The 20,558-nt window shown below is 63.7% G+C and carries 23 protein-coding genes and 1 pseudogene; 19 read left to right on the top strand and 5 right to left on the bottom strand.

Annotated elements, in window-relative coordinates; all coding sequences use genetic code 11:
* Window positions 1-47: 47 nt before the first annotated feature.
* Window positions 48-953: a S1C family serine protease gene (locus LB545_RS14085; protein ID WP_224705294.1), complete on the top strand. Its 906-nt coding sequence runs from the start codon at window positions 48-50 to the stop codon at window positions 951-953.
* Window positions 954-1,116: 163 nt separating this feature from the next.
* Here LB545_RS14085 and LB545_RS14080 read toward each other — a convergent pair whose 3' ends face one another.
* Window positions 1,117-1,386 carry a hypothetical protein gene (locus LB545_RS14080; protein WP_140663650.1) on the bottom strand — a complete coding sequence of 90 codons (270 nt, stop codon included), beginning with the start codon at window positions 1,384-1,386 and terminating at the stop codon, window positions 1,117-1,119.
* 32 nt (window positions 1,387-1,418) lie between these two features.
* Window positions 1,419-1,730 carry a hypothetical protein gene (locus LB545_RS14075; protein ID WP_181175084.1) on the bottom strand — a complete coding sequence of 104 codons (312 nt, stop codon included), beginning with the start codon at window positions 1,728-1,730 and terminating at the stop codon, window positions 1,419-1,421.
* A 267-nt stretch (window positions 1,731-1,997) separates the two neighbouring features.
* On the opposite strand from LB545_RS14075, the gene LB545_RS14070 reads away from it, so the two are divergent.
* The gene (locus LB545_RS14070; protein ID WP_224705292.1) at window positions 1,998-3,620 is read left to right on the top strand and encodes an ABC-F family ATP-binding cassette domain-containing protein; all 1,623 of its coding nucleotides are present in this window, start codon (window positions 1,998-2,000) and stop codon (window positions 3,618-3,620) included.
* Between the two features lie 36 nt (window positions 3,621-3,656).
* On the opposite strand, the gene gcvA is transcribed toward LB545_RS14070, so the two are convergent.
* A complete protein-coding gene (gene gcvA / locus LB545_RS14065) occupies window positions 3,657-4,541 on the bottom strand; it encodes a transcriptional regulator GcvA (RefSeq protein ID WP_140499030.1) in 885 nt (294 codons plus the stop codon).
* Between the two features lie 111 nt (window positions 4,542-4,652).
* Here gcvA and LB545_RS14060 point away from each other — a divergent pair, with 111 nt between their 5' ends.
* Window positions 4,653-5,138: a VOC family protein gene (locus LB545_RS14060; protein ID WP_140556400.1), complete on the top strand. Its 486-nt coding sequence runs from the start codon at window positions 4,653-4,655 to the stop codon at window positions 5,136-5,138.
* Between the two features lie 32 nt (window positions 5,139-5,170).
* Entirely contained in the window at window positions 5,171-5,902 is a 732-nt protein-coding gene (locus tag LB545_RS14055; RefSeq protein WP_140556402.1) for an SDR family oxidoreductase, read from the top strand.
* Window positions 5,903-5,926: 24 nt separating this feature from the next.
* Here the strand turns inward: LB545_RS14055 and LB545_RS14050 are convergent, their stop codons facing one another.
* The gene (locus LB545_RS14050; RefSeq protein WP_224705291.1) at window positions 5,927-6,457 is read right to left on the bottom strand and encodes an imm11 family protein; all 531 of its coding nucleotides are present in this window, start codon (window positions 6,455-6,457) and stop codon (window positions 5,927-5,929) included.
* A 566-nt stretch (window positions 6,458-7,023) separates the two neighbouring features.
* On the opposite strand from LB545_RS14050, the gene LB545_RS14040 reads away from it, so the two are divergent.
* The 15 genes and pseudogenes from LB545_RS14040 (at window position 7,024) to LB545_RS13970 (ending at window position 18,245) form a co-directional block, all read left to right on the top strand.
* Window positions 7,024-8,151, top strand: coding sequence for a KamA family radical SAM protein (locus LB545_RS14040; RefSeq protein WP_224705289.1), 1,128 nt, complete (start codon window positions 7,024-7,026; stop codon window positions 8,149-8,151).
* 97 nt (window positions 8,152-8,248) lie between these two features.
* Window positions 8,249-9,316, top strand: a complete 1,068-nt coding sequence (locus LB545_RS14035) for a helix-turn-helix domain-containing protein (protein ID WP_224705288.1) — start codon at window positions 8,249-8,251, stop codon at window positions 9,314-9,316.
* Window positions 9,317-9,643: 327 nt separating this feature from the next.
* Window positions 9,644-10,606, top strand: a complete 963-nt coding sequence (locus tag LB545_RS14030) for a helix-turn-helix transcriptional regulator (RefSeq protein ID WP_140499017.1) — start codon at window positions 9,644-9,646, stop codon at window positions 10,604-10,606.
* A 199-nt stretch (window positions 10,607-10,805) separates the two neighbouring features.
* Complete coding sequence (locus LB545_RS14025; protein ID WP_140499015.1) at window positions 10,806-11,111, top strand: hypothetical protein; 306 nt, start codon at window positions 10,806-10,808, stop codon at window positions 11,109-11,111.
* Window positions 11,112-11,394: 283 nt separating this feature from the next.
* Window positions 11,395-11,640 (top strand): DUF680 domain-containing protein, encoded by a 246-nt coding sequence (locus LB545_RS14020; RefSeq protein WP_224705286.1) that lies wholly within the window; start codon window positions 11,395-11,397, stop codon window positions 11,638-11,640.
* Window positions 11,641-11,748: 108 nt separating this feature from the next.
* A complete protein-coding gene (locus LB545_RS14015; protein WP_140499010.1) occupies window positions 11,749-12,720 on the top strand; it encodes an MBL fold metallo-hydrolase in 972 nt (323 codons plus the stop codon).
* A 31-nt stretch (window positions 12,721-12,751) separates the two neighbouring features.
* Window positions 12,752-13,249: a tetratricopeptide repeat protein gene (locus tag LB545_RS14010; RefSeq protein WP_140521451.1), complete on the top strand. Its 498-nt coding sequence runs from the start codon at window positions 12,752-12,754 to the stop codon at window positions 13,247-13,249.
* Window positions 13,250-13,466: 217 nt separating this feature from the next.
* Entirely contained in the window at window positions 13,467-13,988 is a 522-nt protein-coding gene (locus LB545_RS14005; RefSeq protein ID WP_140499005.1) for a DoxX family protein, read from the top strand.
* A 111-nt stretch (window positions 13,989-14,099) separates the two neighbouring features.
* The gene (locus LB545_RS14000; protein ID WP_140499003.1) at window positions 14,100-14,696 is read left to right on the top strand and encodes a BA14K family protein; all 597 of its coding nucleotides are present in this window, start codon (window positions 14,100-14,102) and stop codon (window positions 14,694-14,696) included.
* Window positions 14,697-14,973: 277 nt separating this feature from the next.
* The gene (locus LB545_RS13995) at window positions 14,974-15,225 is read left to right on the top strand and encodes a hypothetical protein (RefSeq protein WP_140516109.1); all 252 of its coding nucleotides are present in this window, start codon (window positions 14,974-14,976) and stop codon (window positions 15,223-15,225) included.
* A 199-nt stretch (window positions 15,226-15,424) separates the two neighbouring features.
* On the top strand, window positions 15,425-15,757 hold the full coding sequence (locus LB545_RS13990) for a DUF2934 domain-containing protein (RefSeq protein ID WP_140498999.1): 333 nt from the start codon (window positions 15,425-15,427) through the stop codon (window positions 15,755-15,757).
* Window positions 15,754-15,903, top strand: a complete 150-nt coding sequence (locus LB545_RS13985) for a hypothetical protein (protein ID WP_127204769.1) — start codon at window positions 15,754-15,756, stop codon at window positions 15,901-15,903. The genes LB545_RS13990 and LB545_RS13985 overlap by 4 nt, the downstream gene beginning before the upstream one ends.
* A gap of 366 nt (window positions 15,904-16,269) precedes the next feature.
* Complete coding sequence (locus LB545_RS13980) at window positions 16,270-17,427, top strand: sulfite oxidase (RefSeq protein WP_224705283.1); 1,158 nt, start codon at window positions 16,270-16,272, stop codon at window positions 17,425-17,427.
* A gap of 219 nt (window positions 17,428-17,646) precedes the next feature.
* A pseudogene (locus tag LB545_RS13975) lies at window positions 17,647-17,741 on the top strand (PRC-barrel domain containing protein); the annotation flags it as partial.
* Window positions 17,742-17,897: 156 nt separating this feature from the next.
* Window positions 17,898-18,245, top strand: a complete 348-nt coding sequence (locus LB545_RS13970) for a hypothetical protein (protein ID WP_140500147.1) — start codon at window positions 17,898-17,900, stop codon at window positions 18,243-18,245.
* 189 nt (window positions 18,246-18,434) lie between these two features.
* Here the strand turns inward: LB545_RS13970 and LB545_RS13965 are convergent, their stop codons facing one another.
* On the bottom strand, window positions 18,435-20,492 hold the full coding sequence (locus tag LB545_RS13965; protein ID WP_140728431.1) for a TRAP transporter permease: 2,058 nt from the start codon (window positions 20,490-20,492) through the stop codon (window positions 18,435-18,437).
* Window positions 20,493-20,558: the final 66 nt, after the last annotated feature.

The following is a 20,558-nucleotide window of genomic DNA, read 5'->3' as shown; positions in this document are numbered from 1 at the left end:
GCCATACCTATAGGAACGTGACCCCCAAGCCCGTCCAGGACAAGAGCATGCCCATCAATCCCAACAGACGCTCCGTCGTGGCGGTGCGCGCCACCATTCCAGACGATGCCTTTACTGCCGGGGCATTAGGCACGCTGCGCGAAGGCAGCGGCGTCGTTATCCGCGACAATGGGTTGGTGCTGACCATCGGCTATCTCATTACCGAGGCGGAAGAGGTGTGGCTTACGACCCATGACGGCCGCGTCGTGCCTGCGCATGCGCTGGCCTACGACCAGGAATCGGGCTTTGGCCTGGTTCAGGCGCTGGCGCCGCTTGGCCTGCCGGCGGTGGCGCTGGGCGACGCCGGCAGGGCCAGGATCGGGGACGGCGTGGTGCTCGCCGACGGCATCGGCCAGTCGGTTCAGGCCAGGATCGTCACCAAGCAGGAATTCGCCGGCTATTGGGAATATCTGCTCGAGGAAGCGATCTTCATCGCGCCGGCGCATCCTTCCTGGGGCGGCGCGGCGCTGTTCGATGCAAAGGGCGCGCTGCTCGGCGTCGGGTCGCTGCGCCTGCAGATGAGCCGCAACGGCGAGGTCGCCGATATCAACATGGTGGTGCCGATCGACCTGTTGCCGCCGATCCTCGACGATCTCCTGACGCGCGGCCAGGTGGCGCGGCCGCCACGGCCATGGCTCGGCGCCCTCTCGGCCGAAAGCGACGGCCGGGTGGTGGTGATGAGCGTGACCGAAGGCGGTCCGGCCGCCAAGGCGGGCCTGCGCGAGGGCGACGTCATCTCCGACATACGAGACGGCGCGGTCGACGGGCTGGCCGATTTCTATCGCAAACTATGGGAGAGCGGTTCGGCCGGCGCCGAGATCCCGATGCGGGTCCTGCGCGACGGCCGTGAAACCTGGCTGCGCGTCAAATCCGCCGATCGCGACAGTTTCCTGAAGAAGCCGCAGTTGCAGTGAGCGCGTTACCTTCTCGGCAGCAGAGAAGGAAAGCCTTCAGCCAGTCCGAAAAGAAAAGCCGCCGTCGCTTGCGCGAGGGCGGCTTTTCCCTGGGACGACGTCAGGAAAAAACGATCAAGGGATTCAAGATACCGTTCTATCTCCTTGTTCGGGCTTGAGAAGATCAAGCCGCGGCCTTGTGCTTCCTGACGGCGTGCTTGTGGCTGTGCTTGCGTACAGGCTTCTTCACATGCCTGCTGGCGTGCTTGCGATGCTTGACATGCTTGTGCGCGGCCGCCTTGACCGGCTTCTTCACGGCAGCGGCAGCGAGGGGAGCCGCGGTCGAGGCTGCCGCGGTGGTGGCGGCCGCGTCGGCGGAGTTGGCGCCGACGACCGGCATTGCGAGACCGAGCGCAATGGCCAGGCCAAGCGCGGAGAGGAGGGGCTTGTTCATGAAAGGCTTCCTTGTTTCAAAGATGGTGGACGTCATTGGTTCAGGTCGACCGGTGTCACTCCCAGAAGTTTCAAGGCGTTGGTGAAGGTACGGATGCCCTGCGCCTCCTTGCGTTCGGCACAAAAACGGCTGGCCTTGTTCTGGAGCGCGGTTGCCTCGGCGAGATGGATCGCACTGGCACCGGGGTCGTTTTTCGTTTCGATGGCTCCGTCGAATTGAAGACCGAGCCGGCTGCAGGACTCGCTCCGGCTAACCGCCGCTTCCGCACCCAACGGTGCGACCGCATTGATGGCAAACGAAATGCCAAGCAGGGCACCCATCCATCCGGTCGAACGTCGTTGCATTTTCGGGATCATCCCTTTGCGTTGCGCCGCGACCGGTTCAGGCCGCCGCGGGGGTCGTTATCGCAGCACCGCTTTTCTCCAGTTTTTCCTGGATGTTGACTCTTGTTTCTGAAGTGTGTCTGGAGGGCGCTTCTCCCTCCTCCGCTGTGGGAAGACGTAAAAGCGCTGCGCCCGCTGCGGCGCTTCTGCCTCTTTCCCCGCCGCTGTCATTCGCGTATGGGCCGGGGCAACTCCCGCACCCTCACATCAGCCCTCCCGGACCACCCCATGATCAGACTTGAAAACATCGGCAAGCAGAACGGCCGTCAGCTTGTCTTCATCGAGGCGTCGGCCGCCTTGCAGAAAGGCGAGAAGGTCGGGCTCGTCGGCCCCAACGGCGCCGGCAAGACAACACTGTTTCGCATGATCACCGGGCAGGAACAGCCCGACGAGGGCCAGGTGCAGGTCGATCGCGGCGTCACGATCGGCTATTTCAGCCAGGATGTCGGCGATATGGACGGCCGTAGCGCGGTGGCCGAAGTGATGAACGGCGCCGGGCCGGTGAGCGAAGTGGCGGCCGAGATGGCGGCGCTGGAGGCGGCTATGGCTGATCCCGACCAGGCGGACCGGATGGACGAGATCATCGAACGCTATGGCGAGGCGCAGCACCGCTTCGAGGAACTCGACGGCTATGCGCTCGACGGCCGGGCGCGGGAAGTGCTCGACGGTCTCGGTTTCTCGCAGGAGATGATGGACGGCGACGTCGGAAAACTCTCCGGCGGCTGGAAGATGCGCGTGGCGCTGGCACGCATTCTGCTGATGCGGCCCGACGCCATGCTGCTCGACGAGCCGAGCAACCATCTCGACCTGGAAAGCCTGATCTGGCTCGAGCAGTTCCTGAAGAATTATGACGGCGCGCTCCTGATGACCTCGCACGACCGCGAGTTCATGAACCGCATCGTCAACAAGGTGGTGGAGATCGACGGCGGGTCGCTTACCGCCTATTCCGGCAATTACGAATTCTACCAGCAGCAGCGCGCGATCGCGGACAAGCAGCAGCAGGCGCAGTTCGAGCGCCAGCAGGCGATGCTGGCCAAGGAGATCGCCTTTATCGAACGGTTCAAGGCGCGCGCGTCGCATGCGGCCCAGGTGCAGAGCCGGGTGAAGAAGCTCGACAAGATCGATCGGGTCGAGCCGCCGAAGCGCCGCCAGACGGTGAATTTCGAGTTCCAGCCGGCGCCGCGCTGCGGCGAGGACGTCGTGACGTTGAAGAACGTCCACAAGGCCTATGGCAGCCGTTCGATCTATGAAGGGCTCGACTTCCAGGTGCGCCGACGCGAGCGCTGGTGCATCATGGGCGTCAATGGCGCGGGCAAGTCGACGCTGTTGAAATTGGTGGCCGGCGCGTCCGATCCCGACCAGGGCTCGGTGGCGCGCGGTCCGAGCGTCAAGATGGGCTATTTCGCCCAGCATGCCATGGAGCTGCTCGAAGGCGAGCGCACCGTGTTCCAGACGCTGGAGGACAATTTTCCGCAGGCCGGTCAGGCGCCGCTTCGGACACTCGCCGGCTGCTTCGGTTTTTCCGGCGACGAGATCGAGAAGAAGTGCCGGGTGCTTTCGGGCGGCGAAAAGGCGCGGCTGGTGATGGCGCTGATGCTGTTCGACCCGCCCAACCTCCTGGTGCTGGACGAGCCGACCAACCATCTCGATATCGTCACCAAGCAGATGCTGATCGAGGCGCTGTCGCAATATGAGGGCACCATGCTGTTCGTCTCGCACGACCGCCATTTCCTGGCGGCGCTGTCCAATCGCGTGCTGGAACTGACGCCGGAAGGCATCCACACCTATGGCGGCGGCTACACCGAATATGTCGAGCGCACCGGGCAGGAGGCACCGGGGCTGAGGGGATAAGCACAGAGGCTATTCTCCGGAAGCGGCCGTGGCACGCTACGCCGTCATTTCCGAAAAGAGCCAATCGCGAAAAGCCTTCACCTTGCGCCGGCGGACCGCGTCCGGCGGGTAGACCAGGTAGAAGCTGGAAACCGATTTCAGCGCGTGGCCGAAAGGGCGGACAAGCCTTCCGGTGGCGAGGTCGGCCGCCACGAGCATGGTCCGGCCAAGTACCACGCCTTCGCCTTGCACGGCCGACTCGACGGCGAAAGTGGCGGAATCGAAGGTAATCCCGCTCCGCGGATCCACGCCTTCCACTCCCGCGCTGGACAGCCAGGCCGCCCAGCCGATCGGGAAACCATCATGGATCAGCGTGTGATGCCTGAGATCGTCGGGCTTCTCCAGGGGCCAGGCGCCTTGCATGAGCCTCGGGCTGCACACTGGAAACACCTCCTCGCCAGTGAGGAATTCCGATGTGAGACCCGGATAGTTTCCGGCGCCATAGCGGATGGCGACGTCGATGCCGTCGCCAAGGAAATTGGTCAACCTGCCCGTCGTCGAAATCCTGACGTCGATGTCGCCATGCGCGCGATGAAAGCGATAGAGCCGCGGCACCAGCCATTTTCCCGCGAAGCCGTCGGAGGTGGAGACGTTCAATGTCGAGCCCGAATGGGCGGCCGTCGCCGATTGGGTGGCGGCCGCGAGCTGGTCGAGCATCTCGTGGACCGCCCTCGCATAGGGCTCGCCCACGGCGGTGAGGCGCACCGAGCGCGTCGCGCGCTCGAACAAAAGCACGCCGAGCTGTTCCTCAAGGTGCTTGATCGCCCGGCTGACGGCGCCGTGCGTGACGTTGAGCTCGTCGGCTGCCCTGGAGAAATTCAAATGCCGCGCGGCGGCCTCGAAGGCCGGCAGCGCGTTGAGTGGGGGAAGTCTGCGGATCATGGCCAATCTGTGAGATTTGATCACAAATCCTTGCCAAAGTTTGGATTGTCTGTCCAGCGCATGCTGGACAGAATGCTCGCAGGATTTGTGATCAAACGTCACGAGAGCAGCATGGCTACCGTTCACCCCTTCCTCTGGTTCCATCTTAACGCCGAAGAGGCGCGCGACTTCTATCTGTCTGTGTTCAAGAATGGCCGGGCGCTTGAGGCGATCGAATTCACCGATTTCGTCGGCGGCACGAATAAAACGGTGCCGCACGCGATTTTCGACTTCGAGCTCGAGGGCCAGCGCTTCACGGCGCTCAATGCCGGCTCGATGCCGCCGTTCAACGAGCGGATCTCGCTCTACATCGAGACCAAGGACCAGGCCGAGACAGATTATTACTGGAACGCGCTGACGGCGGGCGGCGGCGCAGAAAAGCCTTGCGGCTGGCTGAGGGACAAATTCGGCGTCTACTGGCAGGTGATCCCCGAAGCGGCGCTGCGCCTGATGAACGACCCGGACCGCGACAAGGCGGGCCGGGCGCGGCAGGCGATGTACAAGATGAGCAAGATCATTGTCGCCCACATTGAGGCGGCCCACGCCGGCAAGGCGTAATCCAGCAGTCCATCCTGAAGACGGAGGTTCCCATGGCATCGCTCAAGGGCAAGAGAATTATTGTCGTCGGAGGCAGTTCCGGCGTAGGGCTCGGCGTAGCGGCAGCCGCGCTGGAGCGCGGCGCGGAGCTGGTGATCGTCGGCCGCTCGGGCGAAAAGCTCAAGGCCGCGGAACGGACGCTCGGCCCGGGCGGTCGCGTGCGAAGCCTTTCCGCTGATATGACGAAAGAGGCGGATATTGCCCGGATGTTCGACGAAACCGGTGCCTTCGACCACCTCGTCTCGACAGCCGGCACGCCGCCGCCCAACGACCCGATCGGCCAGACCGACATGGACTACGTGCGGCGCTTCGTCGACAACAAGCTGATCGGCGCCGTGATGCTCGCCAAACATGGCGTGCGCACGCTGAAAGCCGGAGGGTCCATGACCTTCACATCAGGCATCAACAAGGACCGCCCGCCGGTTCCCGGAGGCTCGGTTGTTTCCGCGATCGCCGGTTCATTCAGCTATTTCGCCCGGGCGCTGGCGCTGGAGCTGGCCCCGACGCGCGTCAACATCGTGTCGCCGGGATGGGTCGACACGCCGATGTGGGACGAACTCGTCGGTGAGGCCAAATCCGGTTTTTTCGCCGGCATGGCCGCCCGCCTGCCCGCGAGGAAGGTCGCTACGCCCGCCGACGTCGCCCCTGCCTATCTCTACCTCATGGAAAGCGAATTCACGACCGGCGAGACGATCCGCATCGATGGCGGACAGAACCTGATCTAGTTGGCATCGCAGGGTCGTCAAACGTCACGCTTCGATGCGACGCCACCTGGGTTTGAACGATACCGTCCGCAGTCCGGCGTCGCGCACGCGATTGACGAATGTGTCGTTGACGAACACCGGGGACGCACGCATCGGCAGCTTGAAAATTTCGGCGGTGCCGATCTTGTCCGCATCGAATTCGTATCGCTCGATCGCGAGAATGGCGCCGTCATCAAAATAGACGATTCCAGACCGCTCCTCGTCCAGCGCATCGATCACGGTGGTCGCGTTGAAAAGCCAGACCTCTTCCCCGCGCAACGGGATCAGCTGGCCATAGGGCAGCAGATATGCCTTCAGCGCGTCGACGGCAGGCTTGCGCAAAAGCGGCGCATGCTCGCCAAGCCAAGGGAAGTCCGAAGAGAGGGGGTCGCCCTCCGACACGCGGCGCATGACCGGTGAATCCCAGTTCTCGAGGGGTGTTCCGTCAAGGGAGGAGAAGACCTCGTAGTAGGCCTCGTCGACCGGAAGCACCCATTCCTGGCCCTCGACAACCGCGAATTCGTAAATGATCGTCATCGCCGGCGTTCCCAAGTTCAGTCCTGCTTCCGCTTCTGCGATCCCATCAAACGCTGGCCTGCCTTCAGAGCATCAAACCACATCGTCTATGGATATTTTGTCGTGGCCGGGGGGCCCGGCTCGCCCGCGAGTTCGTTCGGCAGCGGCAAACTCGAGCACTGCAAATGTATCCTGCGGGCGAATATCTTGCGCTCCCTTTGCTCGTGCTCCTTGATGGCTGCCGCGAGACCCAATCCGTAAGGGCCAAGGAAGACACCGGTCCCCCAACCGGGATGCTCTTTTTCACGCGCATCATAGTTCGAGGCCTCGACCCGGGCCTGTTGGCATTCCGGCGATATCCATTTCGGGTCTTGCGTCGAAAGCGAGGCCCCATAATCCACCGGAGAGCTCACACATCCAGTTGCCACCGTGGCTAGCACCACCAACACCACAAGTCTCATCCCGGGTCTTCTCCGCGGCATTTTCGAGAGCACAGACCCTCCTTGCTACACGGGGAAGGCCGGCGCAAGGCGGTTGACCCGGCAGGCCATCCGGCCGATAGGTCCGCTAAAAACCTCGAGAACCCCATGATCACACAGCTCCACGATGCGACGACGGCCGAAGTTGAGCCCGTTTCCGATGCCGACGCCGCCTGGCAGGACGACATCCGCGCCGGCGTGCGCCATGTGCGCGATCTGGCCGTGCAGCCGCTGTCGCCAGGCGAACGCGCGACGGCCCAGGAAGCAGCCTCCCGCCACAAGGTGCGTATCCCCAAATCCTATCTCGACCTGATCGACTGGGAAGACCCCGCCGATCCTATCCGGGCGCAAGTCATCCCGTCTCCCGACGAGCTGGTGACCGGCGAAGGCGAGCTCGACGACCCGATCGGCGACCTCGCCTTCAGTCCGGTGCCCAGGCTGACGCATCGCCATGCCGACCGGGTGCTGCTGTTTCCCACCTATCAATGCGCGGTCTATTGCCGCTTCTGCTTCCGCAAGGAGTCCCTGACCTCGATCGGACGCGGCTATACGCGCGAAGCCCTGGAGCCGGCGCTCGCCTATATCGCTTCCCACCCCGAGATCCGCGAGGTGATCCTGACCGGCGGCGACCCGCTCTCGCTGCCCGACAAGGCGCTCAACGAAATCCGCGCCCGCATCGAGGCGATCGCGCATGTGCGGCTGATGCGCATCCACACCCGCGTGCCGGTCGCGCTGCCTTCACGCATCACGCCAGGGCTGATCGCTGCCTTGCAAGGCCGGCTGATGATCACGGTCGTCACCCATTTCAACCATCCGCGCGAGATCACCGATGCGACCGAGGCGGCCTGCCGCGGCTTGCGGCAGGCGGGATTCGTGCTGCTCAACCAGAGCGTCCTGCTCAAGGGCGTCAACGACACTGTCGAGGTGCAGGAGGAACTCTGCCGCGAGCTGATGTACCGCCTGGGGGTAAAGCCCTATTACCTTCACCACGGCGACCTCGCGCACGGCATGGCGCACCGCCGCACCACGATCGCCGAAGGCCAGGCGCTGGTGGCCGCGCTGCGCGCGCGCCTGTCCGGCATCTGCAATCCGGTCTACGTGCTCGACCTGCCCGACGGTGGCGGCAAGGTGCCGATCGGGCCGGGTTACGTGGAAGACCGCGACGGCGGCAACTGGCGCATTCGTGGGCAGGATGGAAAGGTGAGGGAATATACCGAAGTGGTGAGCCAGCTCTGAGCCGACATTCTCGGCGGACGGCCATGCAATCAGGCGTTGTCGCGCCCCGGCATAAATGCATATTGTGAGCGGTTCGCGGATTGCGGGGGCATGGCGGGTGGCAGCAGCAGACAGCGGTCAAAGCGTTGTGCCGCAAAGGCAATTCGTCGATGCCGGGGTTCGGCGCTGCGTGCTGGACACGGTGGGCCTCGCGCCCCGGCAAGCCGTTGCGTTGTGGCAGGAGAATATCGGCCTGCTCTACGACGTTCGCCTGCGCAACGCCGGCGATGACCGGTTTCATTTTCACGCCGATGCCTTTCACTTCGGCGAGATCGTCCTCACCTCGTATGGATGCATCGCGCAAAGCTTCGACCGCTCGCGCGCCCGGATCAGCCGCGACGGCCTCGATCACATCACTGTGCAGGTCTGCCTGCGCGGAAGCCATGGACGGCGCGATGGCGCATCGGATGAAAAGGCCTCATCCGGGGACCTGATCGTGGCCGACCTGGCACAGGCCCAGTCGACAGGCACCTCCGATTTCGACAGCCTCAACCTGACCATGCCGCGCCGCCTGCTGGCGCCATTCCTGAAGGCGCCGGACGAGCACAATATGCGCGTCATTTCCGGCAACGCGCCGTTGGCGGCGCTGTTGCGTGGGCATCTTGTGGGCCTCTACGGGGCCGCGCCCGCAATGAGCCGTCAGGACGCCGAGGCGGTGATCGGGCCGACGCTGGAACTCGCCGCCGCAGCCGTGAATTCGGCCGTGGCGGAGGAAAACGCCGCCTCGGTCCACCTGGCGCTGACCAGCGAGATCCGTCGCCACATCAACGCGCATATCCGCAGCCGGCACCTCACCGCCGAGGCCATCGCCGCCATGTTCGGCATTTCCATGCGCAAGCTCTATTACCTCTTCGAGCCTCATGGCGGTCTTTCCAGATATATCCAGGAGGAGAGGCTGCGCCGCTGCCGCGCCGAACTCGCCGATCCCGGCCGCCGGCACGAAAGCATTGCCGAGATCGCCGATCGCTATGGTTTCGGTCACCGCAAGAGCTTCGTGCGCGCCTTCCGCCGCTCTTTCGACATGACCCCGCGGGAGATGCGGGCACATGCCGCCCATGGGCGCAGCCAGTCCCTCGGCCATGGCGAGAACCGCACCATGTGGCACTGGATCCGCGAACTGCGATAGAGGCGGCGTGCCAGCCGAAAGGCAAATGAATCAATGGACAAGCGGTGTCCGATCAGCAGGCATGTGAAGAGCCTTCCCGTGCTTTCCGAGGCGATTTCCCCGATCGGTTGCACCAGCGGCCACATTCCCTGCGCCTCATGCCACATTTGCGCGGAGCCCTCACATAGGTCTTGAAATTCTGCCGCAGCCCGCGCGAAAAGCGGCCGAAGGCTCACACCACGTCGAGGGCACTGGAGGGGTTCATGGCACTGTCTAGAGCGGAGAGGCAGCAAACGGCGCCCGCCATCGGCGGCACCCCGTGAGGTTCTGAGCGGGGATCGAACGCAGGTGGCCGACCAGGACACCATCATAGTTCTGTCCACGGACGCGATCGCGGCCCGAGAGCGCGAAGCTGCCGTGCGCGAGTTCTATGGCCGCATCTGCATGCGGCTGGACCTTGCGCCGCTTGAACGCGGCGAGTTGCGGCTAAGCGCCTCCACCACCATCCTGCCAGGGGTGAGCGTGGCCCACGGGCAGGTCGCGCCCATGGCTTGGGAACGCACGGCCGCGCTCCAGCAGGACGCCAATGACGACCTGGTGGTGTCCTGGATCGCGGGCGGGTGGCGTTTCGATACGGCACGGCACGAGGCGGTTGAGACCTCGCCCGGTGCGCCCTGCATCATGCCGATGGACCGGAGCTGGCGAGCGAGGGCGCAGAACGGCGATTGGACGATCTGCGCGCGATTTGCCCGATCGACGCTCACTCCTCTCCTTCGCCATGTCGGCGATCTCAGGCCGGATGCCATCAATCCCGGCACGCCTGAAGCGCGGCTTCTGCTGGCCTATGTCGAGGCGGTGGCGGGTGGGGCGATCGGCCCCGGTCTGGCGCCGCTGGCCGCCCAGCACATTGCCGATCTGTTCGCCGCGGCGGTCGGCGCCAACCGCGAGGTTGACCAGGTGGTCGCCGGCCGCGGCGTTCGTACCGCCCGCATGCATGCCATCAAGCGTTATATCGAGGAGAACCTGCACCGAGCGCGCCTCTCGGCAGAGACGGCGGGCCGGGGGCTGGGGCTCAGCCCGCGCTACATCAGGCGCCTTTTCGCCGAAGAGGGGCAGGGGTTTTCCGACTATGTCATGCAAAGACGGCTGGAGCGGGTCCACCGGCAGCTCGCCAGCCCGCTTTTTTCAGCAAGGCCGATCGCCGACCTCGCTTTCGAGGCGGGGCTGGTCGAACCCTCGACCTTCTACCGGCAGTTCCGGTCCCGCTATGGCATGACCCCATCGGAGGTGCGCGCCGGCCGCGCGCCGTGAGACGCATGCGGCCGCTCACGCATGGCAAACCCGGTCACCTGTTCCGTCAGTGCCACTTGCCTGTGCCGCCAGTGCGATACGCCTTTATCCCCGGTGCGGGCATGGTCGCGCCGGCGGACGCGGGTGCAACGGCATGCGCGGGAGCGGGGGCGAGCGGCCAGGCCTCCGTGACATCGGAAAGCTGGCCCTGGAGATAAAAATGCGTGCGGCGAGAAGCTTGATACTGGGCATTACGGTTTTCTGCGCAATTCTTCCGACCGAGGTCTTCGCGGCCTACAAATGCATGAATCCGGCAATCTGCAGGGCGGTCTGCGGCAGCGAAACATGCGGCAAGATCGCCGCGCGCGATCCCGACATGAAGGCGCTGGACCTGTCCAAAGGCGCGTCCGGGCAGATCGCCGCTTCCAGCAGCGGGTCTTCGTCCGGGACCAGCTCGAGAAAAACCTACACCTGTTCGAACCCGGCGATCTGCATCGCGGTCTGCGGCAAGAAGACCTGTCCGTAACCAGAACGGACTCGGCGTATCATCAGAGGCGCCCGCGCGCGGCGCCGGCGCCTTTCGTGCGTGCACGCGGTCGGCGTGCCGGAACGCGGCGGCATTCCCAGCCTGGTTCCTCTCGCTAATATTCGTGGGCGAGGACTTCAGTCCTGGCCGCCGAGCCCCTGATTTTTCTCCTTCAAAAGAATCTCATCGCGCCCGGGAATAAAGCGCGGGGCTGCAGGGTCTTCACTGTAGCGGGCCAATCTGACGGCCCGCGCCGAGGAAACGAAACAAGGACCTAGCCAAAATGACCAAGCTCGCTCTCAGCGTGGCTGCCATGATGCTTGCCTCGAGCGCTGCCTTCGCCGGCAGCGATCATGGCGCCAACAACGCCAACCAGCCGGTCGCTCCGGTCGACACCAATGCCACCGGCTCGATCCCCTACACGGCACGCCCCAATGGCGTCGACACCAAGATAAAGACGGGGCCGAGCCAGGGGTCGGTGCAGGACATCATCACCAGGCACAACAACGACAGCCTCTGGGGTCGCTGAATTCATGGGGCCGGGCCGGCTCCCGACGGGTACCGGCCTCTCCTCGTCGTTCCTTCCAGGACTTTGGCCATTCGCGACTTTAGCCACCACCTCGAACAGGAGATCACCATGTTCACCATGACACGCCGCACAGTGCTTGGCACCGCCGCCGCTGCTGCTGCCTTCGGCCTTGCCGGCAAGCTTGAATTCATCCGTCCGGCCTTCGCGCAAGCTCCGGTGGAGCCCACCGTCGGCTTCTACGGATACAAAGTCGGCGATATCGAGATCACCGCCATCTATGACGGCATCTGGCGCAAGCCGCACGACCCGGCCTTCATCAAGGATGTCTCGGTCGAGGACACCAAGGCAGCACTCGCCAAAGCGGGGCTGACCACCGACTTCATGCCCATCCCGCTCACTGTCGTCGTGCTCAAGATGGGCGGCAAGCTGATCATGATGGATGCCGGCTCGGGCGTCGGCCAGTGGCAGGCCAATGCCACGCATCTGCCGGCCAACATGGCCGCGGCCGGCATCGACTACAACGCGATCGACACCGTCATGATCTCGCATTTCCACCCCGATCATGTCTGGGGCCTGATGGAAAAGGGCACCAACGCGCCGGTGTTCCCCAATGCCGAGCTCATCGTCAACGCCACCGAATACAAGTGGTGGACCGACCCAAGCCGGCTGGCCAAGCTGCCCGAGGGCCGCAAGCCGGCGGGCAAGCGCATCGCCGAGAACTTTCCGAAATGGAAGAACTGGAAGCTGGTCGAGGACGGCGCCGAGGTCACGCCCGGCATCCAGATCATCGCCGCGCCCGGCCACACACCAGGCCATTCTGTCTACCTGGCCAACTCCGGCAAGGAGCAGATCATGATCTCGGCCGACACTATGTATGTGCCGGCGCTGCTGGCGCCGCATCCGGAGTGGCAGGGCGCTTACGACCAGGACGGACCGACGGCAATCGCCACGCGCCACAAGATCATCGACCGGGTGATATCGGACAATATCCGCATTTCCGGGTCGCACTTCCCGTTCCCGGGCACCGGCACCTTCGTCAAGGACGGCAAGGCATACGGATTTACCCCGGTCCAGATCTGAGCACGAGCTTCCAACGCAAGCGAGAAAGACAATGAAACGATCCCTTTTGAGCAGAAATGCCCTGTCGGGCAGACATGCCCTGTTCGGCCTGCTCGGCGCCATTGCCGTGCTGACCGTGCTTCCCGTTGCGACAATCATGCCGGCCCATGCGGTCGACGACATCGAAGGCGCCGACGCGCCGGATCTCACCGCCATCAAGGCCAAGATCGATGCCAAGGACTATTCCGGCGCATTGGCCGAGCTGCGCGATCTGGCGCAGGACACGCAGCAGGCGGACGTCTACAACCTGCTCGGCTTCACCCTGCGCAAGACCGGCGACTACAAGACCGCGCTCACCTACTACACCAAGGCGCTGGAGCTGAAGCCCGACCACAGAGCCGCCCGCGAATATCTGGGCGAGCTCTATGTCGAGACCGGCGACATGGACAAGGCCAAGGAGCAGCTGGCCTCCCTGCAGCAGCTGTGCCCGGCCGGGTGCGACGAGCTTTCCGACCTGCGGCAGGCCATCGACACCAAGGTGACGAAGTAGGAACTTTTCTCTTCCCCACAAATGGGGAGAGCTGGCTCGGCGTAGCCGAGACGGAGCAGGGGCGTTGGCACCGAACTCGCCCCTTCGTCCACCACGGTTGGGCGCTCGTGGCTGGCGCGCTTTGCCGGAGCCGGCATCCTCTCCCTCGCGCCGGCTCCGGCCTTTTCAACATCAGGCGCTTGGCGCCTGCCCGTGCCAAAAAGATCGGAGGCTGACCATGACATTGACCGAACGCTCCGCGAAGCTGCAGGGTCTTGCCGCTAAATACCACCTCGGGGACGTGGGCCTGCTTGCCGGCCGCCTGCTTCTGTCTCTCATCTTTTTGCATGAGGGCGCCACGCTGGCCGCCCATTTCAATGCCGCCGCCAGGGCCATGGCAGCGCTTGGTGTCAACCTGCCGCTGTTTGTCGCCACCGTCGCGTTGCAACTGGGGGCAGGGCTCTCCCTCGCGTCAGGCCTGCTGACGCGGCTTGGCGCCATCGCGCTCGGCCTGTTCTGTTTGGCAACGGCCATGCTGTTCCACACCAATTTCGGCAGCCAGAACGAACTGCTGCATTTCGAAAAGGACCTGGCGATATCGGGCGGCATGTTCGTGCTGGCCGTTGCGGGCGCCGGCAGGGTCTCGCTGGACCGGCTGTTGGCGCTCCATCTGCGACAGCGCCAGCGCGGCGAGGACATGCCGGCCGCGTTGCCCACAGCGGAGACCCAATTGCCAGTGGACGTGAAGCAGCTGGTTTGAACGGCGCCGCCTTCGCATTCGCCCAGCGGAGCGCCGCGCCTATTTCCCGCGCTTTGCTGGAACCAGCCTTGACCCCCCGCATTGCTTTAGCAGGGGCTCAAGGAGCGCGGCGTGAAAGCATTGTTGGGACTGGTCTGCGGTTTTGTTTTGACCCTTGCGGTGTTCGGTAGCGGTCTGGCCTTCGCCGTCTGGTTAATCACCGCGAACCCACCGCGCCAGGCACCGGCCACCGTCAGCATGGCGGAGCTTTGGACCAAAACGGCGCGGCCGGTGGACAGAACGGCGCAGAATCTCGAGCGCCTGCCGGCCGAGCAGCCCGCGCCCGCCAATATCGAGCCCAAGCGCCAGGCCGGGGAGACCGACCCCACCGCCACCGGCGCCATCGCGCCCGCCACGGCCGAATTGCCGCAGCCGCATGTCGCCTGGTGCGCGAGCCGCTACCGCTCCTACCGGCCGCAGGACAACAGCTACATGTCCTATAGCGGGCAGCAGCGCCCCTGCATCTCGCCCTATCTCGACGCCGACCGTGTCCCGCCGCCCGCCGCCGAGGCCAGCTACGTCGAGGAAAACGGCACCGGGCCGGGCGCCTATGCGGCCGCCGGGGATGACGACCATGTCGCCTCCTGCTTCAGCCGCTACCGCTCCTACCGCCCGGAAGACAACAGCTACCAGCCCTATTCCGGCGGGCCGAGGCGGCAATGCCAATAGCGGGCGCTGCGCTTTCCGGCTGCATTCCACGCAAAATTCCACTCCGGCAAGGGTTTTTACCACGCCGCCTACCACGCCCGCACAAACACCACGCCCCTATCAAGCCGCCAACAGCGCAACAACGGACCGAGACGGTCGTGCGCTGAACGACCTGTCACTGCAAGATCCAGTGGGATCGCGGTTGGCCGGTTTCGCCTGAAACAACAAACACGGTCCCATGAACGCGGGCGGGCGGCGCGTCGGGGCCAAATGTCAACTTCAAAAGATGGAAACCGAAATGAAGAAGATCGTATTGACCGTTGCCTCGTTGTTGTTCGCCTCCGGCATGGCTTTTGCCGGCAGCGACCACTTTGGCTCCGACTTCATCCCTGCCGCAAGCAGCTATCCAACCGCCCATGCCATGATGTCGGGCGGTGCCAAGGCGGTTGTCCCGAGCGTCACAAACAGCATCACTGACAGCGCAATGGGGGCAAACTCGAACTCCGACATGCCTGCACAGGGCTATGGTCAGGGCATCTGGGGACGCTGACAACAAAGCCGGCCGCCGCGGCCGGCATCCAGGCGGCGGGGGGACCCGCCGCCTGGATCATTTCGCGCCATGACCGGCTCTGCCCGGCGCGCCTCGTATCATCCCAATCTCCAACGACCCAGCCCGGCGATCACGCAAATTCTTTGGATCGTTCGGAGGCGGGCGGCGTTCAGATGCTACCCAATGGAGGATTTGAGAAATGGGCGACGACCAACGGCATGGGAAAATCCAGGAGCGCGCCTACCGGATCTGGGAGCGCGAAGGCGGCGGCGACCCCGAGCAGCACTGGCACCGGGCCGAGGCAGAGATCGACAGGGAGCTGTCGATGGCGGCAGGCAACGCGCCGCCGCGCGAGATCGCCAGCACCGACGTGCTTACGGTCGAGGAATTGGCCATGCGCACCGGCATATCAGGCAAGCAGGCACAGGACCTGATCGACAGGCTGGGCAACGACCGCGCCGCGATCGAACAGGCAGCACTCGGGCTGAAGGGCAAGCGGCGGCGAAATCCCGGTCAGGAAGAGGCCAAATGATCCGCAAACTCAAGGACGGAAAATACCGGCTCTATTCGCGCAAGAAGGATGAGAAGACGGGCAAGCGACGGAACCTGGGGACTTTCGATAGCCGCGAGGCGGCGGAGAAGCATGAGCGCGAGGTGCAGTATTTCAAGCGCCATTGAGGAAATCGACTCGTTGGTCCTTTATTCTCGGCGTTGTCCCTGCCGCTCACAAAATCCGACCCACCAATTGTAGGCTGCATTGGATTTTCGAACACGAGGCAGATGCCAATCGTGATGCGAAGATGCGGCCCTTGCCCTCGCCACGAGGACAGATAGGGCATATAGTTGAAGATCGCCGGCTCGGACCTGACAAGCTGGCGATTGAGAGCGGAGACGTCGCTTTAACTACGGCGCGCTTCTAACTCGGGTTGTTTCACACGCTCTCATAATTGCCCGCCGCGGCCGGCCTCTGCTTTGCGCGATCCCGGTCGCTATTGCATCTATCACTGAAGGAGAACTGAGCTTTTCACTGGAGGAGAAGTCGTCATGCATTACCTTCCCAGACGTGAATTCATCGTTCAAGGCGGGGCAGCCCTCGCAGCGTTGGCGTCCTTTCAATCGCGGATTGCCTCTGCCTTTCCAAGCCGGGCCGGCGAGGAAGTCATCAAATGGTTGGATCAGCTGCCGCCGAACCCGGTTCCGGAAGTCATCAAAAATCAGCTGGTGTGGGAGGATCTCGATTCCTGGGTGACGCCCAACGACAAGTTCTTTTCAATCGCGCATTTCGACCGGCCGGTGATCGACGAAAGCACCTGGAAACTCGAAATCGGCGGCTCCGTTAAAAAGCCGACAGCCCTGACGCTCGCCGACATCAAGGCTCGACCGCGCCAGGAAGTCACCTTCACGGTCGAATGTTCGGGCAATACCGGTCTGCCGTTTTTCAATGGCGGCATTGGCAATGCGCGCTGGGCGGGCACGCCGCTCGCGCCGATCCTCGAGGAGGCCGGAGTCCTCGACACTGGTATCGAGGTCGTCTTCTGGGGCACCGATAAAGGGGAAATCAAGCGGGCCGACGACGTCAAGTTCACGCAGAATTTTGCGCGCAGCATGTCACTTGCCGACGCCATGGATCCCAAAAACATCCTTTGCTACGAGATGAATGGGTCCCCCTTGCCTTCTGACAACGGCTTCCCGCTGCGGCTGATTGCGCCGGGATGGTACGGGATCGCGAACGTCAAATGGATCAAGCGCATAGACGTGAACGATCAGCGCTTCGAGAACCGGTTCATGGGACGCGACTATGTCACGCTGCGCGAGGAAGACCACAACGGCGAGACAGTATGGGTGGAAACTTCGGTCGGGCGGGCGAGGCTGAAATCGGCACCGGCCCGGGTCACCCATATCGGCGATGACTACCGGATCGTCGGGGCCGCCTGGGGCGCACCGGTCGACCGGGTCGAGGTGAAGATCGATGACGGGCCATGGATGCCGGCGGCCATCGACGAAACCGACAAGGCGGACTTTGCCTGGAAACTATGGTCCGTCGACTGGCCCAAGCCTTCCGCCGGAGAGCACGCCGTCACCTCGCGCGCGGTTGGTACGGGAGGGCAGGTCCAACCCGCAATGGACGATCCCATCATTGCCAAGAAGCATACCTATTGGGAAAGCAACGGTCAGGTGACGCGACGTATCAACATTCACTGACTGGCGGGCAGTCGTATCAAAGTGTCTGAGAGCGATGTGCCCCCATGTCTTTGGCATGGGGTCACCCACATCCGACCAGGCGCCGGCCTGAAGCTGGCCAGAGACGATGCGATGACGACTCCATCGCAGCGCCAAGAGCGGTGTTTAGTGACCTGCGCGGACGCGGAGAAAACTTGAACGGCTGGCGTTCCTCGCCCTTCGCCGAGCCCGGTGGCCGTCACCGAGCTTGACTTCATGCGCGACGAGGACGGCGCCACGCCGTGACCCAATGGACCAAGGACCAGCTGAAAGGAGTGCCGGAGCACCGCGACTGAAGGGCCCGACCGTGGCCCTTTTCGAAAGGAGAGTGAGATGATCCGAAAGTGCCCGGACAAGGGCAATTCGCCGTGCCTGAGGGTGGTAGTGCTTAGTGACTTCGGCCAACCGAGAGTCTAGGCTGGCATCGGTTCTGTCAGCGCGAAGACCGTCACATGCCCCGCTTTCTTGCCGTCTACACCATGAAGCCTGAAGACCTTGCCCGCTTTCGCAGCCTGCCCAAGCCCGAGCAAGATGCGATTGATAGCGTCGGCCTACAGCAGTGGACGGACTGGGAGGAGAGAAATGCCGCATCTTTCCCCGATCGCGGCGGCATGGTCGGGAGGACGACGCGCGTTACCAAGGATGGGGTCGCAGACGCCGTGAACCCTTTCTGCGGCTACATTGTCGTCGAGGCCGATACAATCGATGCCGCCGCCCGCCTGTTCGAAAGCCATCCGCATTTCACCGTCTTCCCGGGAGACGGCGTGGACATCATGCCTTTCGTCACTGACCCTCAATGACTTGAAACTCCGGCTGTCGCTTTCTGATGTCGAAGGCTGTCTGTCAGCTCTCGGGGAACTTTTCCCCCGCGGAACCGATCCTGGCGGTTCGCGTCAGATTCAGGTTGAGAGCACGCTGACTTCCTGAAGTCCCCAAAACGTTTCCTGCCCCTTTGAGTTCTCGGGGAGGGATCGTTGGGGCGGCGCTGATCAAGCCGGTCGCGCCTCTTCGACGTTGCGCGCGCTCCAATGGCGCCAGATGACGGGAATGGTCAGAACCAGGCCGAGTAGGGACGAATAGAGTTCGGGCGCCACCAGAAGCAGGGCGGCCAAGACCAGCAACACGTTTTCCCATGGCCGGGTGCGCACGAGCAGGTAGCGCGAGAGGGCGGCCCCCAGGCAGGTGATGCCGAGCACGCAGCCAAAGAAAGCCAGGAAGAAGTTCGGCCAGGTGAAATCTTTCGTCACCAGCAGAAGCGACGGCGAGAAGACAAAGACAAAGGGCACCAGCGCCTTGCCGAGCCCGAGCCGAAAGGCAGTGTTGCCGGTCTTGAATGGATCAGCTCCCGCCATGCCGGCGGCAGCGTAGGCAGCCAGCGCAACCGGCGGCGTGATGTCAGCCAGCAGGCCATAATAGAAGACGAAGAAGTGGGCGACGATCGGCTCGGTGCCGAGCATCACCAGTGCCGGCGCGGCAATCGTCACCATGATGATGTAGTTCGCTGTCGTCGGGATGCCGCAACCCATCAGGATGCAGACCACGCCGGTCATGATCAGCGTGAACAAAAGGGTCAGCCCGTGCGTCGAGAAGATCGCTTCGGGGATAAAGGTGCCGAACAGCAGCGACAGATGGCCTGCCGTCGAAGTGACGATGTAGGACAGCTTGAAGCCGACGCCGGTCAGGGTGACAACGCCGACGACGATGCCGACCGTGGCGGCGGCAGCGCCGACGGCGAGCGCATACTTGGCGCCGTCGCGCAGGCACACCACGATGTCGGCGACAGACATGCGCCGGCGCGGGTTAAACAGGCCGACCAGGATGCACAGGGTAATGCCCCAGAAGGCAGCCATGTAGGGCGTATAACCCGCAAGAAGCACGCCGATCAGGACGACGAGTGGGATGATGGTCGGCCAGTCCCGTTTCAATGCCTCGACCACGTCGGGCATCTCGTCCGGCCGCAGGCCGCGCAAGCCGGTGCGCTTGGCCTCGAAATGCACCTGCATGAACACGCCGAAGAAGTGCATGAAGGCCGGCACTATCGCTGCCAGGATGATGGTCGTGTAGGGCAGTTCGAGGAACTCGATCATCAGGAAGGCGGCGGCTCCCATGATCGGCGGCGTCACCTGCCCGCCGGTGGAGGAAGCCGCCTCCACCGCGGCGGCGAAATGCTTCTTGTAGCCGAGCCGGATCATCGCCGGGATGGTAAGCGAGCCGACGGTGACGGTGTTGGCGACCGACGAGCCAGAGATCATGCCAAACAGGGCCGAGCCGAAGATCGATACCTTGGCCGGACCGCCGGCGTAGCGGCCGGCGACCCATGCCGCGCAGTCGAGAAAGAGCTGGCCGAGACCGATGCGGGTGGCGAAGACGCCAAACAGGACGAAGTGGAAAACGTAGGTGGCGACGACGCCGAGCGCGATGCCGTAGATGCCTTGCGTCGTCAGGTAGAGGTGGTCAACGAGCTGGGAGACGGACGCGCCGGGATGCACCAGGATGCTCGGCATATAGGGGCCGAACAGCGCATAAACCATGAAGAGGACGGCGATGATGGGCAGCGGGATGCCGACGGACCGGCGCGTCGCCTCCAGCAGGAGCAGAATGAGGGTCAGCCCGAGCACCACGTCCGTCGTCGTGGGGTTACCGACGCGGAAGGCAAGATCGTCGAGCGGGATCATCGGCACGTGCAGGACCGCTACCACCGCGGCAAGCGCCAGCAGCCAGTCGAAAACCGGTATGCCGAGCGGCCGCAGAAAGCTGGATTGGGCGGGCTGGTCGTAGCCCTTCTTCACCAGAGGGAAGACGAGGAAGATCAGCGACAGCACCATCGACAGGTGGATGCCCCGGTGCAGCATCTCCTGCAGCAAGCCGAATCCAGCCGTGTAATAGTGAAACAGCGACAAGGCCACCAGGAGGAAGCCGACCAGCCAGCCGGCGGCCCGGGTCAGCGGCCGGAACCGGATCTCGGAATCGAATTTCTCCTCCAGTTCGCGAGCCTTTTCCTCGTCGAACTCCATGCCGGAAAGCCTGATCTTGTCGTCGTCGCTCATAGTCGGTTCCGTATCCTGAATCCCCAGACAAACGAGGCGGAAAGCACGCCTTCCGCCTCGTTGTCG

Origin of the sequence: Mesorhizobium sp. BR1-1-6 (genome assembly GCF_020165355.1) — a bacterium.
GTDB lineage: Bacteria > Pseudomonadota > Alphaproteobacteria > Rhizobiales > Rhizobiaceae > Mesorhizobium.
The sequence above is the reverse complement of the archived record's forward strand: the minus strand, read 5'-3'. Positions and strand labels throughout refer to the sequence as shown.